Annotated in this window: 9 protein-coding genes; all 9 read left to right on the forward strand. The window is 36.9% G+C overall.

The window, feature by feature from the left end; genetic code table 11:
* Positions 1-54: 54 nt before the first annotated feature.
* Positions 55-3,171, forward strand: a complete 3,117-nt coding sequence (locus ACMDB5_RS08695; RefSeq protein WP_413997871.1) for a SusC/RagA family TonB-linked outer membrane protein — start codon at positions 55-57, stop codon at positions 3,169-3,171.
* Positions 3,172-3,192: 21 nt separating this feature from the next.
* Complete coding sequence (locus ACMDB5_RS08700; RefSeq protein WP_413997872.1) at positions 3,193-5,097, forward strand: SusD/RagB family nutrient-binding outer membrane lipoprotein; 1,905 nt, start codon at positions 3,193-3,195, stop codon at positions 5,095-5,097.
* 347 nt (positions 5,098-5,444) lie between these two features.
* Positions 5,445-7,445, forward strand: a complete 2,001-nt coding sequence (locus ACMDB5_RS08705; protein ID WP_413997873.1) for a beta-mannosidase — start codon at positions 5,445-5,447, stop codon at positions 7,443-7,445.
* 112 nt (positions 7,446-7,557) lie between these two features.
* The gene (locus ACMDB5_RS08710; RefSeq protein WP_413997874.1) at positions 7,558-9,834 is read left to right on the forward strand and encodes a GH92 family glycosyl hydrolase; all 2,277 of its coding nucleotides are present in this window, start codon (positions 7,558-7,560) and stop codon (positions 9,832-9,834) included.
* A 52-nt stretch (positions 9,835-9,886) separates the two neighbouring features.
* Positions 9,887-12,175, forward strand: coding sequence for a GH92 family glycosyl hydrolase (locus ACMDB5_RS08715; protein ID WP_413997875.1), 2,289 nt, complete (start codon positions 9,887-9,889; stop codon positions 12,173-12,175).
* Positions 12,176-12,181: 6 nt separating this feature from the next.
* Entirely contained in the window at positions 12,182-13,642 is a 1,461-nt protein-coding gene (locus tag ACMDB5_RS08720; RefSeq protein WP_413997876.1) for a glycoside hydrolase family 125 protein, read from the forward strand.
* A 114-nt stretch (positions 13,643-13,756) separates the two neighbouring features.
* Positions 13,757-16,066: a family 20 glycosylhydrolase gene (locus ACMDB5_RS08725; protein WP_413997877.1), complete on the forward strand. Its 2,310-nt coding sequence runs from the start codon at positions 13,757-13,759 to the stop codon at positions 16,064-16,066.
* Between the two features lie 132 nt (positions 16,067-16,198).
* Positions 16,199-17,116 carry an ROK family protein gene (locus ACMDB5_RS08730; protein WP_413997878.1) on the forward strand — a complete coding sequence of 306 codons (918 nt, stop codon included), beginning with the start codon at positions 16,199-16,201 and terminating at the stop codon, positions 17,114-17,116.
* A gap of 48 nt (positions 17,117-17,164) precedes the next feature.
* The gene (locus tag ACMDB5_RS08735; protein ID WP_413997879.1) at positions 17,165-18,163 is read left to right on the forward strand and encodes an isoaspartyl peptidase/L-asparaginase family protein; all 999 of its coding nucleotides are present in this window, start codon (positions 17,165-17,167) and stop codon (positions 18,161-18,163) included.
* Positions 18,164-18,165 lie beyond the last annotated feature (2 nt).

The raw sequence follows: 18,165 nt of genomic DNA on the forward strand, positions 1-18,165 counted from the left end.
GAATTCTTATTTTATTAATATTTTTTACAAACCAAAACCAAAAAACAAATGCTTATGAAACGAATTTTAGCAGTGTTAGGATTAGTTGTGTTTAGCTGCCTAGGTGCAGTAGCACAAAACCGATCTATAACAGGTGTAGTCGCAGATGCGGATAACAAGGGTATTGTTTCCGCTACCATAAAGGTAAAAGGGATATCCATTAGTACAATAACAGATTTTGACGGAAAATTTACCGTAAGTGTTCCCGCAGGTAAAGCAACTCTGGCAGTATCATCAATTGGTTTTGTTTCGAAATCAGTAGATGTTGCAGCAAATGAAAATAATATCACCATTGTTTTAGCGGCCAGTTCACAAGAGTTAGGTGAGGTTGTGGTAACGGCCTTAGGTATTAAAAAACAAAAAAAATCGCTGGGTTACGCTGTTCAAGAAATAAAAGGGACAAGTCTGGTTGAAGCAAGAGAGCCCAATTTAGCTAATGCCTTAACGGGTAAAGTAGCAGGATTGCAAGTGGTTCGTTCCAGTGCTGGTCCTGGCGGATCTTCAAAATTGGTCTTAAGAGGTTTCAACTCTCTAACAGGGGATAACCAACCACTTATCGTTGTAGATGGAGTACCTATGGATAACTTTACAGGTGCTTCTAATAATGATTATTGGAACCCAAGTCTTGATATGGGAAATGGTATTTCAGATTTAAATTCTGAAGATATTGAAAGTCTTTCGGTATTAAAAGGTCCTTCGGCAGCAGCTCTTTATGGATCCAGAGCGGGTAACGGGGTAATTTTGATCACTACTAAAACTGGTAAAAAGCAAAAAGGACTTGGGATTACTTTTACTTCATCTGTTGGTTTTGAAAGTATTTTTACTAAACCCAAAATGCAAAATGATTTTGGTCAGGGATCTGATGGTGTATTTGAACGACTTTCAGGAGCGAGTTGGGGACCTAAAATTGCAGGACAAAGTGTAGTGAACTGGGATGGGAAAACAGAATCGTTAGCTGCTTATGATAATGTTGGTAATTATTTTAGCGCAAGCGGTATAACTAAAAACAACAGTATTTCGTTTCAACAATCAATTCAGAAAACATCTATTTATACTTCTATAAACCGTATGGAAGATCTTAGCATGGTTCCTGGTGCTAAACTTGGAAGAACGAACTTACTAGCAAGAGCTGTATCTAAATTTGGTGAGGGAGATCGTTGGACTGTAGATACTAAATTTCAATATACCAATGCAAAAGCACATAATAGAACAGTAGGTGGACCTAATGGTAGTAACCCATTTTATCTATTGAATCTCTTTCCAAGATCACTAGATATAAGACAATTTAGAGATGCCGTTAATACTGATGGTAATATGATTTGGTATGGAAGTGGAAGCGGTATTAATCCTTATTGGGCAAGTAGATATAATCTTAATGAAGATGTGAGAGACCGTTTTATGATGAATGCTTCTTTGAAATACGAATTTAACAGTTGGTTAAATGCCGAAATTAAGGGAGGTGCTGATATGTATACCAATAATTCTAACGCAAGAACATACAGTGGTAGTCCTTTGAGTCCTACAGGAAGATATAGTTTAGGAAAAGGAACATTTACCGAAACGAATTACCAAGCTTTGCTGGTAGCTAAAAAAGATGACCTTTTTGGGAAATTTGGAGGAATGGCTACTCTAGGAGGGAATTTGATGGCACGTAAGTCGTCCTCAATTGGTGCTAATGCAGGTCAATTAGTAGTACCTAATTTATTCACAATAAATAATGCTGAAGGTAATCCTTCTGTTTTTGAGGGTTTTAGTAGAAAATCGATTAATTCTCTTTTCGGATCAGCTCAGCTTAGTTATGATGGCTATTTGTACTTGGATGCTACTTTTAGAAACGACTGGTCATCTGCTTTAAGCAAGGCAAATCGTTCTTTCTTTTATCCTTCAGTGAGTTTTTCTTATGTGTTTTCTGATATGTTTACAGCTATGAATAAAGATTTACCAAAATGGTTTTCTTATGGTAAATTAAGAGCAAGTTACGCATCAGTAGGTAATGATCTAGATGCTTACCAATTAGAAAATGTTTATGGTATAGGAAAGGATCCTAACGGAAACGTTACGGCATCAAGAGGTAGAATTTTGTACGATAATAATGTGAAAAGTGAGTTGATAAAATCGACTGAATTTGGTGCAGAGCTACGCTTTTTCAATAGTAGATTTGGACTTGATGTATCGGTTTATAAATCAAATGCAACTAATCAGTTGATTAACCTTCCGCTGGATCCTTTAAGTGGGTACACAGCAAAGAAAATTAATGCAGGTGATATTCAAAATAAAGGGTTTGAGTTGGTGGTTGATGGGAAAATATTGACTAATCCTAATTCATTATTGTGGAATGTTACAGCTAATTTCTCAACTAACAAAAGTAAGATTATTGCACTTTCAGAAGGAGTAACAAAATATGGTTTAGGAGGATTTGATAATGTTTCTGTTGTAGCCGAAGTAGGTAAACAATATGGAGAAATCTATGGAACTCAATTCTTAAGAGTTACTGATAAAACCAGTCCTTCATTCGGACAGTTAATAATTGATGCAAACGGATTGCCACAAGCAGATAATGGACCAACAGTAAGTTTAGGAAACCAACAAGCAAAAGGTATGTTTGGTTTAACTAATACTTTTGCTTATAAAGGGATCTCTTTGGCATTTTTAATTGATGCAAGAATTGGTGGTAAAATGTTCTCAGGAACTTTAGCTGACATGCAAGCAAGTGGGAATTCATCTTTAACTGTGGTAAATGGTTTAAGAGATAATATTGTAGTGAATGGCGTTGTTACAAGCGGTTCAGGTTATACGCAAAACACAAAAACAGTTACTCCTCAATTGTATTGGGATAGGGTTGCCGGATCTGGTAATTTAGGAATAACTGAAGCTAATATATATGATGCTTCTAATATCCGTCTAAGAAATGTTCAGTTAAATTATGATTTTCCTTCTAGTTTCTTAGCGAAAACGTTTATACAAAAGGCTAAAATAGGTGTTTCTTGTAATAATGTTTGGATGATTAAAAGTCATATGAATGGTCTTGATCCAGAATCTGTTTTTGCAACTGGTACTAATGCTGTAGGTTTTGAAAATGGGGGAGCACCAACAACGCGTACCTTTTTGGTAAATCTGGCATTGAGTTTTTAAATCAATTATAAAATTTATATCATGAAAAATATATTAAAAAAATCAAGCTTGGCTCTGACAATAGTCGCTATGCTAGTATCTTGCGACAATTTCGACGAGATTAACACAGATCCTACTGCTGCAAATGCAGATCAGGTGCAAGTGGAGTATTTTATAAATAACTCCATAATCGGGGCACAAATGAATCCAGACGTAGCTGAAAGATCTTTTGTTCTATATTGGAAAACGGCAGGGCATCAAATGCTAAGTACTGGAATATCAGGTGGTACTTTTGATGATGGCTGGGCTACTGCTTATTACAATAGTTCTGCAGGTTGGTTAAATTCTATTAATACAGCTATTCAGGTAGCTGATGAAAAAGAGGCCAAAGGAATTATAAAACCTTATTCAGCTAACTTAAAGCAAGTAGCACGTATTTGGAGAGCCTATTTGATGAGTGAACTCGCTGATAACTTCGGACCTATAGCTATTGAGGCATTTCAGGCTAAAAATCCAGAATTTAATAATTTGAAAGATGTTTACTATTTCTTGTTGGCAGAATTGAAAGATGCTTCTGAGAAATTAAATGTTTCGGTTGTAAACCCTGATATCTTAAAGAAAGAAGATCCTGCCTTTGAATATAATTATGTAAAGTGGCGAAAATATGCTAATTCGATGCGTCTTCGTTTAGCGATGCGTTTGTCTGAAGTAGATCCGGCTAAAGCTAAAGCTGAATTTGAAGCAGCAGCCACTGGTGATTTGTTGAAAGATGTTTCGGATACTTTTCAAGTTCAAGAAAAATCAGGTTGGGATGATTTGACAGGCGTAATGAGTCGTGAGTGGAATGCACAGATTATGTCTGTAACATTAAATAACCTTTACATCGGTTTAGGTGGTGTTAAATCAACAGATCAATTGGCATCTTCTTTTCATGCAAGTGTCAAACCGGCAGATTATATTGGACTGAAATTTGCGGATCATTTCACAATGAAAACAAACGAACCGGCAGCAGGTTATTGGTTAGATGGTTTACCAAATACTATAGACCCTCGTGCTTACAAAGCATTTATAATTCCGGGTGATTTTGATAATCCTAATTTTTCTAAATACCCTTCATGGGATAATAGTGCTACGACTACATCTGCTAATTTATTAAATACCAGTGGTGCGGTAGTTAAGACAATTAATGCCACAAATACATGGAATGCTTTTGCTGTGGGTAATTGGGGAACTATGGCAAGTACAAATCAAGTAAGATCTTTTAATGGTACTATGCCACGTTTGTCTCAGGAATTTAGAGCAAGTAAGAGTAAACGAATCTTTTTTGCTCCATGGGAAACTTACTTTTTGTTGGCTGAGGCTTCTGTCAAAGGTTGGACAGTACCAATGAGTGGTAAAGCAGCTTATGAGGAGGGAATCAAAGCAAATTTTGCCTATTGGGGAGTTTCTTCTCATCTAAGCGCTTATTTAGCTTCTGAAGATTACAACAGAGTTGGTACTTCTGTAAGTTGGACGCATACGACTGAACCAGCAGCAAGCCATACAATGAATTATATAGACGGCTATACAAACGCAGCTGGGGTAGCTACAATTTTGTATCCTAACAATACCATTTATAAAAATGGTGTCGTGAAAAATGATTTGTTGACAAAGATTATAACCCAAAAATTCATTGCACAAACTCCTTGGTTACCGTTAGAAGGATGGAATGACCATAGAAGGTTAGGATTACCTTTCTTTGAAAACCCGGCAATAGAACAGCCTTTAGTTAATTTACCTGCTTTAACAAACTCTAATTTTATGAGTAATCAGGTTGGCTTCTTTCCGCAACGGTTAAAATATGTTTCAGGATTAAAAAATTCAAACCCTAAAGGATATGAGCAAGCGGTAGAATTTCTTGGAGGCGCTGACAATGTCTTTACGCCACTTTGGTGGGCTAAACATTAATGATTTAGTTTAAAATTTTGAGTTAGTTATAAAATGAGTCGGGTAGCAAATCTGCCCGGCTTATTTTTAATAATAAAAGTAGTAGCATAACTGATTAGAGTAATAAAAACTTAGTTATTAATAAAAAGATAGAAAAAATTTAAATCTCTTTTTTTTGCATAAAAACTATAAATGTTTCCTGCAAAAAAGATAGAATTTTAAACTTACTTATTTTAAGTATTAATCTGAAAAAGCTTAATGAGTTTATTTAAATATACTTTTATACTTGAGAAAAGTTTTGCCTTAAGTAAATTTGGAAAAGAAATCTACTGACTGTAGATTTCTGCATAATTTTTAAAAATGCTATAATGATGAAATATAAAAAAGGCTTTTATTGGTTAATTATTATTTGCCTGACAAATTTGTCTTTGGTAGTTAATGCCCAAAACAGCTCAGTCGTTTTAAAAAACGGTTGGCAATTTCGCCAAGAAGGAGCCACTAAATGGAATACGGCAACGGTGCCCGGTGAGGTTCATAGCGATTTGTTGAATAACAAATTGATTCCGGATCCGTATTACCGCGACAATGAGAAAAAAGTACAATGGATTGAAAAAAAGAATTGGGAATATAAAACTTCTTTTTCGGTAAGTCTGACAACTCTTAAAAATAAGCACGCAGAATTGGTTTTTGACGGACTCGATACTTATGCCACAGTGTATCTTAATGGAAAATTGCTGCTGAAAGCCGACAATATGTTTCGCCAATGGAGAGCTGATGTGAAATCGATTTTGCATTCAGGAAATAATGAATTAAAGATTGTGTTTCAATCGGCACAAAATGTGGTTGATTCATTGGCTAAAAAAGATTTACCATTTGTGATTCCGGATAACCCTCGTGTTTATGTTCGTAAAGCTCAATATCATTTTGGATGGGATTGGGGACCAAAATTAACAACTTGTGGCATTTGGAAAGAAGTAAGATTAGAGGCTTATAATGAAAAACCAAAAGAGAAAGAATATGTTCCAAGCCGCAAAATAGAATTGGTACAACAGCCGGATAGCCTCGGGAAATCATTTTATTTTAAAATTGATGGCAAACCGGTATATATGAAAGGGGCCAATTACATTCCGTCGGATGCATTGCTTTCGAGAGTTACTAAAAAAGAATACGAAAAAGTTGTAAAAATGGCCAAAGATGCCAATATGAATATGCTTCGTGTTTGGGGTGGCGGGATTTATGAAGACGATTATTTTTATGATTTATGCGATAAATACGGAATTAATGTTTGGCAGGATTTTATGTTCGCTGGGGCAATGGTTCCGGGTGATAAAGCCTTTTTTGACAATGTAAAAGAAGAAGTGAAATACCAAGTAAAACGTTTGCGTCATCACAAGAGTATTGTTTTATGGTGTGGAAATAATGAAGTTGACGAAGCATTCAATAATTGGGGTTGGCAAAAATCGATGAAGATGTCTAAACAGGATTCTACTCGATTGTGGAATGATTATGTTCGACTTTTTCAAGACAGTATTCCAAAATGGGTTAAGGAAGTGGATCCAACACGACCTTATATTAGTAGTTCACCATTATTTGGTTGGGGCAGAAAACAAAGCATAACCGAAGGTGATAGCCATTATTGGGGAACTTGGTGGGGATTGGAAGATATTGAAGTGACGAAAAACAAAACCGGCCGTTTTGTGAGTGAATACGGAATGCAGGCCATGCCTAATTATTCGACGGTAAAAAAGTTTACCGCTGAGGAAGATCGTTATTTATTTTCGGATGTTATAAAAGCGCATCAAAAAGCAGGTAATGGTTTTGCAAAGTTGAATTCCTATTTGAATCGTTATTTCATTGATTCCACCAAAGTGAAAAATATGAAGGTCGAAGATTACACCTATCTGACCCAATGTTTACAGTATTATTCGCTTAAAAATATAATTGGAATTCACCGTTCCAAGGCGCCTTATAATATGGGGACTTTGGTTTGGCAGCTCAACGATTGTTGGCCGGTGGCAAGCTGGAGTGTAACGGATTATTATAACCGACAGCCAAAAGCCGCATGGTATGCCATGCGAGAAGCTTATCGGGATGATATTGTTCCGGAAATTGATCTGACTCGTCCTATTGATTTGGCTTTAGAAAATCCGCATATAAGTTGGAAACTAAAAGGAAACGAAATTATCCTCATGGCTACTAAACCTGCAAAATATGTATATATAGAGATTGAAGGATACAAAGGAAAGTTAAGTGATAATTATATGGATTTAGAGCCCGGGAAAGCAATGAGAATTTCGTTTGAAGGCAAAATAGCCAAACCTGTAATTACCGTTATGTCATTGTATGATGTGCTTAACAGATACAAATAAAGAAGTGGAATTTTAGTTTTTTACAATTAAGAGATTAAGCTAAATTTCTTAATGGTTTCATTTTCTAGCAATTTCGAATTGCTAATAGGTATTAATAATAAAATAAAAAACAATGTTTACAAAATATAGTAAAATAGCTTACTCTGGTCTTGTCGCGCTCAGCGTTTTATTTGCCCAACCGACATTTGCGCAAGCGAAAGCCCAAAAACAAACTAGTTTAGATTACAGTCAATATGTAGATCCTATTATAGGTTCTGCTGGACACGGACACGTTTTTGTAGGTGCCAATGTACCTTTTGGGGCAGTCCAGCTCGGACCGGTTAATGTTTTTGAAGGCTGGGATTGGTGTAGCGGTTACAATTACGCCAGCAATACTATTTTGGGTTTTACCCACACGCATTTGAGTGGTACCGGAATAGGGGATTTGAGTGATATTCTATTATTGCCTGTAAGTGGAAAAGTGCCTCTTACCAAAGGGACCAAGGCAGATATGGAGCACGGTTATGGTTCTTACTTTTCGCATAAAAACGAAGTAAGCAAGCCTGGATATTACAGCGTTTTATTGGATAAATACAAAATAAAAGCAGAATTAACGGCCTCGGAAAGAGTGGGTTTTCATAAATATTCTTTCAATTCAGCGGATGATTCGCATATTTTGCTTGATCTAGCCGATGGTCTTGGCTGGGATAAACCCATGAAGACTTTTATCAAAAAAACAGGAAAAAACACCATTGTGGGTTATCGTCTTTCAAAAGGATGGGCAGATGACCAACGTGTTTATTTCGCAATTGAATTCTCAGAACCTATTGCAAATATATCATTGTATGACAGTATTTCAAGCGTAAAAGGAAATGAAGGGGAAGCGGTTCGAATGAAAGCAGTATTTGATTTTAATTTGAATAAAGGAAAAACAATATTGGTCAAAGTGGGAATTTCTCCGGTGAGTTATGAAAATGCTTTGGCAAATATAAAAACCGAAATTCCGCATTGGGATTTTGCAAAAACGACACAACAGGCCAAAACAAAATGGAATGCCGAATTAAACAAAATTCAGATAAAGGCTGATGAGGATACAAAGAAGGTTTTTTATACCGCTTTGTATCATACCATGTTTGCGCCTTCTATTTTTAACGATGCCAATGGCGATTACAGAGGAACGGATAAAAAAGTATATGAAAAAGCAGGTTTTACAAATTACACCACCTTTTCTCTGTGGGATACGTATCGCGCTTTACATCCATTATACACGATAACACAGCCGGATAAAATCAATGATATTGTAAAGTCTTTTCTGGCGATATACCAGCAACAAGGAAGATTGCCGGTTTGGCATTTGATGGGGAATGAAACCAATACGATGAACGGTAACCACTCGATAGCGGTTATTGTGGATGCTTATTTTAAAGGATTTAGAGACTACGATGTTAATCTTGCATACGAAGCCATCAAAAAAACATCGATGCAAACTCGCGCCGGGATGAACTACGTTCAAAAACTGGAATATATTCCTGCGGATGCTGAATTGGAAAGCGTAGGTAATGCTTTGGAATATGCTATAGACGATTGGTGCGTGGCGCAGATGGCAAAGGCAATGAACAAGCAAGAGGATTATGAGTATTTCTCTAAAAGAGCTAAATTATACACGCTTTATTTTGACTCGAAAACCGAGTTTATGCGTGGGAAATTGAAAAACGGACAATGGCGAGAGCCGTTCAACCCACTTTCTTCTTCGCATCGTGAGGACGATTATGTAGAAGGAAATGCCTGGCAATATACTTGGTTGGTGCCGCAAGATCCGTATGGCTTAATAAAATTATTTGGCAGCGAGGAAAAATTCATCAAGAAACTCGATACTTTATTCACTTTAGAAGAAGGTGTTGTGGGCGATAATGCATCGCCAGACATTAGTGGTTTTATAGGGCAATATGCGCAAGGAAATGAGCCAAATCACCATATTCCATATTTGTATGCCTATGTTGGTCAGCCTTGGAAAACGGCCAAATTAATACATGAAATTGCCGAGAAATTTTATACCTCAAAACCGGATGGTCTTTGCGGAAACGAAGATTTGGGACAAATGTCGGCTTGGTATATTCTTTCTACAATGGGATTCTATTCGGTTAATCCAGCCAATGGAATTTATGTTTTAGGAAGTCCCTTGGTTGAAATTGCTACTATCAATCATAAAAATGCATTGTCTTTCAAAATGACTGCGATTAATTATAAAAAAGAAAATATTTACATTCAAAAAGCGGAATTCAATGGAAAACCGTACACCAAATCATACATCACACACGATATGATTGCAAAAGGAGGCGAATTGAAATTATATATGGGAAGTAAGCCTTCGGCAACTTGGGGTGTGAAAAAAGAAGACAGACCTTTTTAGGTTTGATTTTAAAAAAAGGAGATTATTAAGTTTAGGAATTAATAGTATAAAAATGAAAAATAAGTATTTAGTTTTTATGGGTTTACTTTTTGTTTTGATGACTTCAAAAGCACAAACCAAAGCTATAGATCCGGTTGAATATGTGAATCCTTTGATGGGAACACAATCGGTTCACAGTCTTTCTAACGGGAATACATATCCTGCGATTTCAAGACCTTGGGGAATGAATTTCTGGACGCCACAAACCGGTAAAATGGGAGATGGATGGATATATACTTATACGGCCGAAAAAATACGAGGGTTTAAACAAACGCACCAACCATCGCCTTGGATGAATGATTACGGTCAATTCTCAATTATGCCGGTAACAGGGAAATTAGTTTTTACTGAAGATGAAAGAGCGAGTTGGTTCAGCCATAAATCAGAAATCGTAAAACCTTATTATTACAGCGTTTATCTGGCTGATCATGATGTGACCACTGAGATTACTGCAACAGAAAGAGCAGCTCACTTTCAATTTACTTTTCCTGAAAACGAAAAATCTTCGATAGTAATTGACGCTTTTGATAAAGGATCTTATATTAAGATAATTCCGTCTCAGAATAAAATTATTGGATACACGACACGAAACAGTGGAGGCGTACCTAGCAATTTCAAGAATTATTTTGTGTTAGTATTCGATAAGCCATTTGAAGCAAACCACACTTGGCGTGATGCTATTTTGGAGCAAGATAAATTAGAATTGAAGGATAATCATGTTGGTGGAATTGTCAGTTTTAAAACCAAAAAAGGCGAAAAAATAAATGTAAAAGTAGCTTCTTCATTCATCAGTTTTGAACAAGCAGAATTGAATTTGGCAAGAGAATTAGGCAACACTTCTTTTGAACAAACTGTTGTTGAATCTAAAAAAGAATGGAATAAAGTTTTAGGGAAGGTAGTGATTGAAGGAGGAAGTGACGAACAGCTGAAAACTTTTTATTCCTGTTTGTACCGAACTGTCTGTTTTCCACAAAAACATTATGAGAAAGATGCAACCGGAAAAATTATGCATTATAGCCCTTATAATGGAAAAGTGTTGCCGGGTTATATGTATGCAGGAACCGGTTTTTGGGATACATTTCGAGCGCTATATCCTTTGTTAAATTTGGTTTATCCTTCGATAAATAAAGAAATGCAGGAAGGCTTGATTAATGATTACAAAGAAGGAGGGTTTTTACCGGAATGGTCCAGTCCGGGCTTCAGAAATGTAATGGTAGGAAACAATTCGGCTTCTGTTGTTTCGGATGCGTACATGAAAGGATTGCGAGGCTATGACATCAATACATTGTATAAAGCATTGTTGCATGGAGCCAATAACGAAGGCCCAATGGATGCGGTAGGAAGAAAAGGTGCCGCTTACTACAACAGTCTTGGTTATGTTCCTTATGATGTAAAAATCAACGAGAATGCCGCAAGAACATTGGAATATGCCTATGATGATTTCGCCATTTGGAAACTAGCCAAGGAATTGAAACGACCAAAAAAAGAAATCAATTTGTTCGAAAAGCGAATGATGAACTATAAAAACCTTTTTAATCCATCAGTAGGATTAATGAGCGGAAGAAATAAAGACGGAAGTTTTCCTGCTAATTTCAATCCATTCAAATGGGGGGATGCTTTTACCGAAGGAAATAGCTGGCATTACAGCTGGAGCGTTTTTCACGATATTCAGGGACTGATTGATTTAATGGGTGGTGAAAGAAAATTCACAGATAAATTGGACTCGGTATTTACCATGCCTCCTATTTTTGACGAAAGTTATTATGGCTCCGTTATTCATGAGATTCGTGAAATGCAAATTATGAATATGGGGCAATATGCTCATGGAAATCAGCCTATCCAGCACATGATTTATTTGTATAATTATGCTGGCCAACCTTGGAAAACACAGTATTGGACAAGAGAGGTAATGAACCGCCTTTACAAACCAGAAGCTGATGGTTATTGCGGTGATGAGGATAATGGACAAACTTCGGCTTGGTATGTTTTCTCTGCGATGGGTTTTTATCCTGTTTGCCCGGCAACAGACGAGTACGTTTTGAGTGCGCCCTTATTTAAGAAAGTAACTTTGAATTTAGAAAACGGCAAACAGCTCATTATTAATGCTCCAAATAATTCTGAGACAAATAAATATGTCGAGGAACTGAAATGGAACAATGCAACTTATGACAAGAATTATATCAATCATTTTGATTTACTAAAAGGAACAACCTTAGACTTTAAAATGATTGACTCTCCTAACAAACAAAGAGGAACTTCGGAGACGAGCTATCCATATTCCTATTCAGCACAAAAAAAATAAAATCTTATGCAATCACGTAGAAAATTTATAAAAAATACAGGAATTTTATCGGCAGGATTATTGGCATTACAATCACAAGTTTTTGCTTCTGAGTCTAGTGTTTTTAATTTTGGAATTAAAGACTTTGTAAGTAATAGACCGCCATTAGCAGAAAGAAAATTTACCAGTAAGGCTATCGAAGCGGCCATTGTAAGAATCAAAAAACAAATAGCAAATCCTGAATTAGCTTGGTTATTCGAAAACTGTTTTCCAAATACTTTAGACACCACAGTCGATTTTGAAATTATAGATGGAAAACCGGATACCTATGTAATTACCGGCGATATTGATGCTATGTGGTTGCGTGACAGCACCGCTCAAATTTGGCCTTATCTTCCTTTTGTTAAAGAGGATTCAAAACTTAGAGAACTTATAAAGGGAGTAATAAATCGCCAAACCAAATGTATTTTACTTGATCCTTATGCGAATGCTTTTTATAAAGATTTTAGTCAGGTAAGCGAATGGAAGAATGATATTACTAAAATGAAGCCGGGAATTCACGAGCGCAAATGGGAGATTGACAGCCTGTGTTATCCGATCCGTTTGGCGCATGAATATTGGAAAAATACCGGAGATATCAGCATGTTTGATGCCGATTGGAAAAAAGCCATGCAATTGGTATTACAAACTTTCAAGGAACAACAACGATGGGAAAACAAAGGACCCTACACTTTTCAGCGCACCACCGCTTGGGCTACAGATGGCGTTCCTTTGAGCGGTTATGGTTATCCGGTAAAAGCTTGCGGATTGATCGTTTCTACTTTCAGACCTAGCGATGACAGTACCTTGTTTGGTTTTTTAATTCCAAGTAATATGTTTGCTATTGAAGTACTCGGTTATTTAGAAGAGATGTTCTCTTCTGCTAAATTGAAGGATGATGAAATGGTGCGTAAGGCTAGTGAATTAAGACAACAAGTAGAAAAAGGACTCCAAGAACACGGAATTATTGAGCACCCTAAATTTGGAAGAATCATTGCTTTTGAGGTAAACGGTTACGGCAGTTTCCACATGATGGATGATGCCAATGTCCCTTCTATATTGTCATTGCCTTATTTAGGAGCTATTGCTCCTGATGATCATTTGTATCTAAATACTCGAAAATTGGTCCTTTCAGAAAACAACCCATTTTTCTACAAAGGAAAAGCGGGCGAAGGTGTTGGAGGTCCACATACCGGTGCCGATACGATTTGGCCAATGAGTATTATTCTACGAGCGATCACTAGTGTAGATGAAAATGAGATAAAAAAATGCATTAAGATGTTGATTAACACCCATGGGGATACCGGTTTTATGCATGAGTCCTTTCATAAAGACGATGCGATGCAATTTACACGTAAATGGTTTGCTTGGGCAAATACGCTGTTTGGAGAATTGATTGTAAACACAAGTATCAATCATCCAAAAATATTGAGCAGTAAAGAGATCTGATTTTGAAATAAAGCTGTCTTTTTTAAACTTCAAAAGTAAGCCTCGTAAAAAATGGAGCATATCAGAAATGATTTAGATGTAAAAAAAATATACCCAAATTAAATAATTAAAAAAATGAAAAAAACAATTTTATTAGCCTGTCTGCTGTTCACTATGCTGCTACAGGCGCAACAAGCGGTTCATATCATTCCTCAGCCTTTGAGTTTGGAAATGAAAGCGGGCAGTTTTGTTATTGACGATAAAACATCGGTTAAAATCCCGAAAAACGATAAAGCAACTGCCGATGTGGTTCATTTTTTTACAGAATATGTAAAAAGAGTCACGGGCTTTTCATTAAAAACGAATCAGCCAAAAGGAAAGGCGATTGCTTTTAGCATCGAAAAAATAAAAGAAATAGGCGATGAAGGTTATTTGATTTCGGTAAATCCAAACGGGATTTTGGTGAAAGCAAACACTTCTAAAGGATTGTTTTATGGAGTTCAATCTTTACTGCAAACTTTACCTTTCATAAGAACTAACGATTTGGTGCAAATTCCAAGCATGGAAATCAAGGATTATCCTCGTTTTGGATGGAGAGGAATGATGCTTGACGTGAGTCGTCATTTTTTTGCACCCGAATTGGTAAAAGAGTTCATCGATTTGCTAGCAACCTACAAAATGAATGTTTTTCATTGGCATTTGGTTGATGGTGCGGGTTGGCGTTTGGAAATTAAAAAATACCCAAAATTAACCCAACAAGCCGCTTGGCGCGTTGATGATTGGGGAAAATCCTGGAATTGGTCTGAAATAGAATTTAATGCCGACAGAAGCAAATCGACTTACGGAGGTTATTACACCCAAGAACAGGCCAAAGATATTGTGGCTTATGCCAATGCAAGAAACATTACCGTAGTTCCTGAAATTGAAATGCCGGGCCACTCAGAGGCTGCAATGGCTGCTTATCCGGAGATGTCCTGTAATCCTAAAAATACTTTTGCTCAATCGGGGAATTTCTTTGCCAGTAAAGTAGAAAGCAATTATTGTGCAGGAAACGATCAGGCTTTTGCCTTTTTAGAAGATATTCTTACCGAGGTTATGGCTATTTTTCCATCTAAATACATTCACATAGGAGGAGATGAGGTTGACAAAACAAGTTGGAAAAATTGTGCCAAATGTCAGGCCAGAATGAAAAAGGAACATCTAAAAGATGAAAAAGAATTGCAGAGTTATTTCATTCATAGAATGGAAAAATTCTTGGTTTCCAAAAACAGAAAAATGATTGGTTGGGATGAAATCCTTGAAGGAGGATTAGCCCCTGAAGCTACCGTTATGAGCTGGCAAGGAGAAGCCGGAGGAATTGAAGCCGCCAAAATGGGACATGATGTAATCATGACACCGGGAACACCTTGTTATTTTGACCATTATCAGGGAGATCCGGAAACGGAACCTTTGGCAATTGGCGGATTTAACACTTTGAAAAAAGTCTATCACTACGAACCAATTCCGGCAGAATTGACAGCCGAAGAAGGAAAAAGAGTATTGGGATCTCAAGCTAATTTATGGACGGAATACATCCCAACTTACGAGCAGGCTGAGTATATGATTTTGCCTCGTATGCCCGCATTGGCAGAAGTATTGTGGTCTACAAAAGAACAACGCAACTGGGAAAATTTCAACCAGCGTTTACAACCTCATTTGGTAGGTTATGAGCAAAAAGGACTTCATTATTCAAAAGGAAATTATAAAGTAGATATTAAACCGATTGTGGCTAACAACTCGCTTTCTATTGCTCTTGAAACGGAGAATGCTGATGGCGTAATTTATTACACAACTGACGGTAGCATTCCTACAATTGGAAGTGCTAAATACGAAAAACCTTTCGTGGTAACGACTTCTATGACGGTAAAAGCGGTTATGGCATTGCACAACAAAGTGATGAATATTAAACCTGCGGAACAATCTTTTACTTTTAATAAAGCTACCGGGAAAACGGTGGTATACGAATCTAAAAACAGTCGTTATTATCCTGCAAATGGAGCAAATACTTTGACAGATGGTTTTAGAGGAACCAAGGAAATAGGTAAGCAATGGCACGCATTTAATGGCAATGATATGGTTGCAACAATTGATTTTGGAACTCCAGTTACGGCAAGCAGCATTTCATTGGGCTGTATTCAAAATTGGGGACAATGGGTGTTTTTCCCGCAATGGGTAAAGTTTGAAACATCTGTTGACGGAATCAATTTTAAGGAAGTAAAAACAGTTGCCAATACAATTCCTGTTGACGCAAGAGATACGCAAATCAAAGATTTTACAGCCAAATTTGCCGAACAAAAAATAAAAGCGGTTCGTGTTACGGCTAAAAACTTAGGACAATGTCCTGCTGGTCATCCGGGCGAGAAACAAGCTGCTTGGTTGTTTGTAGATGAGATTATTGTAGAATAAGTAGTGAAATAATTCGATGCTGTCTTTTGCATTGAGGGATTTGATGGAGAAATAGTTATGTGTCGGAGATAATTTAATTTGTAAATACATATTGAATTATTAAAAAGCGCATCGTACAATTAATAAAAATAAATGAAAGATATATTCGCTATAGGATTAGATATAGGAGGAAGCCATATCACAGCTGGAGTTATAGCTGTTAATGATATGAAATTGCTGGAACCTTCTTTATACAAAGAATCATTTGATTCTAATCTTCAGGCTAATCAGGTTATGGATATTTGGGAAAGAGTCATTCGTACTTCATGGAAAAACTCTGGGATCAAAGAATTCTTCGGAATTTCGGTATGCATGCCTGGTCCTTTTGATTATACAAATGGAATTTGTTGGATTAAAGGACAAACTAAATACGAACATTTTTATGGTTTAGATGTTCGGAAATTAATTCAAGATAGACTTAATTTGTCGGATGATTTTCCGGTTCTTTTTGAAAATGATGCTGATAGTTTTGGTAAAGGGGAAGTTTTTAAGAATGTTGAGAATCGTTCAAAGAAAGTTATGGCGGTTACCTTGGGAACTGGCTTAGGGGCTTGTTTTATCGATAAAGGAGAAGCAATTACAAGTGGTAATCAAGTGCCTACTGATGGCGAATTATACAATGCCCCTTATAAAGAAAGTATAGCCGAGGATTACGTTTCTGCGCGCGGATTAATTGCCAACTATCGTGAATTGAGCGGAGTGGCAATTGCCAGCGGCTTAGAAATATTTGATTTGGCTACAGCCGGAGACGTATTGGCGATACAAGCGTTCCGAAAGTTAGGTGAAGATTTGGCCAGAATTGTTGCGCCTTGGTTAAAAATATTCGAAGCAGACAGTTTTATTATCGGCGGAAAGATTGCAAATGCAAGCGTCTTTTTCTTGCCTTTTTTTGAAGAGAAACTCAAAAATGAAGGCTGTAAAGTGACTGTTTCAATTTCTTCGGATAATGAGATAGCGGCCTTATTGGGCGCTACAAGTTTGATTTACAAAGAATACTTTAATGAAAATTAATTCGTTTTTAGTTTTAAAATGAAATTATAGTTAATTAAAAATAATAAGATGAATAACCGTAGAAATTTTATAAAAACGGCAGCGGTTGCCTCTGTAGCTGTGGCATTAAATTCTTTTACATCAAAACCTGAAGAAGAACTAAATAATGTTACATCAAAAAAAGGTAAAAAACCTATTGTTCTTTCTACCTGGAGATTTGGTATTGAGGCTAATGAAGCTGCTTGGAAGGTATTGAAAAATAAAGGACGCGCTCTGGATGCAGTTGAAGCTGGAGTGAAAATTCCCGAAGGTGATCCAAAAGAGCGTAGCGTGGGATATGGCGGAAGACCGGATAGGGACGGACGCGTAACACTTGACGCCTGCATTATGGATGAAAATTCGAATATAGGTTCTGTGGCTTGTTTAGAATATATTAAGCATCCTATTTCTGTGGCACGAGGAGTGATGGAAAAAACGCCTCACGTAATGTTGGTGGGTGATGGTGCTTTACAGTTTGCGTTATCACAAGGTTTTAAGAAAGAAAATTTATTGACCGAGGAATCCGAAAAGGAATGGAAAGAATGGCTGAAAGATAGCAAATACAAACCTATAGCCAATATTGAAAATCACGATACCATTGGGATGATTGCTTTGGATGCCGATGGGAATCTTTCAGGCGCTTGTACCACAAGCGGAATGGCTTTCAAAATGCACGGACGAGTAGGGGATTCTCCTATTATCGGTGCGGGTTTGTATGTTGATAACGAAATTGGAGCCGCAACAGCCACAGGTCACGGTGAAGAAGTGATCCGTATTTCGGGTTGCCATTTGGTTGTCGAATTGATGCGTCAGGGGAAATCTCCACAGAAAGCTTGCGAAGAAGCCGTTGCCCGAATCGTAAAATTGACCAAGAGCAGAAACAAGGAACTAAAGGATATTCAAGTAGGTTTTATAGCCTTGAATAAGCAGGGTGAATATGGTTCTTATTGTGTTCAAGGAGGCTTTAATTATGCCGTTCATGACGATACAGGAAATAGATTAATTGATGCTAATTATTTTTTAAAATAATA

It is taken from the genome of Flavobacterium sp. W1B, assembly GCF_047344965.1.
Classification (GTDB): domain Bacteria; phylum Bacteroidota; class Bacteroidia; order Flavobacteriales; family Flavobacteriaceae; genus Flavobacterium.